The sequence below is a fragment of the Streptococcus caledonicus genome (genome assembly GCF_042656225.1).
Classification (GTDB): Bacteria; Bacillota; Bacilli; order Lactobacillales; family Streptococcaceae; genus Streptococcus; species Streptococcus caledonicus.
In genome coordinates this window covers 1-921 of sequence record NZ_JBHSOJ010000029.1, presented here as the reverse complement: position 1 = coordinate 921, position 921 = coordinate 1, and the positions used below count along the sequence as shown (strand labels likewise).

The window sequence follows — 921 nt, the reverse complement described above, 5'->3', positions numbered from 1 at the left end:
ACCAGTTTGAGCTAATTCTCGTTTGAGGGAGTTTAGCTCAGCTGGGAGAGCATCTGCCTTACAAGCAGAGGGTCAGCGGTTCGATCCCGTTAACTCCCATATTATATATTAGCGGGTGTAGTTTAGTGGTAAAACTACAGCCTTCCAAGCTGTTGTCGCGAGTTCGATTCTCGTCACCCGCTTTATTTAGAAATAAATAAAATCCAAGCATTGGCTTGGGCGCGTAGCTCAGGTGGTTAGAGCGCACGCCTGATAAGCGTGAGGTCGGTGGTTCGAGTCCACTCGTGCCCATATTATTATTTTATGGTCCGTTGGTCAAGGGGTTAAGACACCGCCTTTTCACGGCGGTAACACGGGTTCGAATCCCGTACGGACTATATTTTTGGAGGATTACCCAAGTCTGGCTGAAGGGAACGGTCTTGAAAACCGTCAGGCGTGTAAAAGCGTGCGTGGGTTCGAATCCCACATCCTCCTTTATTATTAACGCGGGATGGAGCAGCTAGGTAGCTCGTCGGGCTCATAACCCGAAGGTCGTAGGTTCAAATCCTGCTCCCGCAATATTATTATTTTAGTTGGCTCGGTAGCTCAGTTGGTAGAGCAATGGATTGAAGCTCCATGTGTCGGCGGTTCGATTCCGTCTCGCGCCATTTCTTTTCGCACCCTTAGCTCAATTGGATAGAGTACCTGACTACGAATCAGGCGGTTAGAGGTTCGACTCCTCTAGGGTGCATTTCGGGAAGTAGCTCAGCTTGGTAGAGTACTTGGTTTGGGACCAAGGGGTCGCAGGTTCGAATCCTGTCTTCCCGATGTTTATTTAAAACTGTCTCTAAGGAGAAGTCCATTGAAAACTGAACAAGACGAAGCAAGTGCGGGTTACGGAAGTAACCTGTCAAAGACACAATAAACGGAAAAGCCAGAGAG

9 tRNA genes are annotated in these 921 nt (G+C 48.5%); all 9 read left to right on the top strand.

The features are described 5' to 3' along the window. The first annotated feature begins 26 nt into the window (after positions 1-26). Positions 27-99, top strand: a tRNA-Val gene (locus ACFPQ3_RS10025). 12 nt (positions 100-111) lie between these two features. After that, positions 112-182, top strand: a tRNA-Gly gene (locus ACFPQ3_RS10020). Between the two features lie 35 nt (positions 183-217). Beyond that, positions 218-291, top strand: a tRNA-Ile gene (locus tag ACFPQ3_RS10015). 14 nt (positions 292-305) lie between these two features. Continuing rightward, positions 306-377: transfer RNA gene (locus tag ACFPQ3_RS10010), tRNA-Glu, on the top strand. 7 nt (positions 378-384) lie between these two features. Further along, a tRNA-Ser gene (locus tag ACFPQ3_RS10005) sits at positions 385-474 on the top strand. 10 nt (positions 475-484) lie between these two features. Continuing rightward, a tRNA-Met gene (locus ACFPQ3_RS10000) sits at positions 485-558 on the top strand. A gap of 16 nt (positions 559-574) precedes the next feature. Then, positions 575-647: transfer RNA gene (locus ACFPQ3_RS09995), tRNA-Phe, on the top strand. 9 nt (positions 648-656) lie between these two features. Beyond that, positions 657-730 (top strand) — tRNA-Arg (locus ACFPQ3_RS09990). A 3-nt stretch (positions 731-733) separates the two neighbouring features. Beyond that, a tRNA-Pro gene (locus tag ACFPQ3_RS09985) sits at positions 734-807 on the top strand. Positions 808-921: the final 114 nt, after the last annotated feature.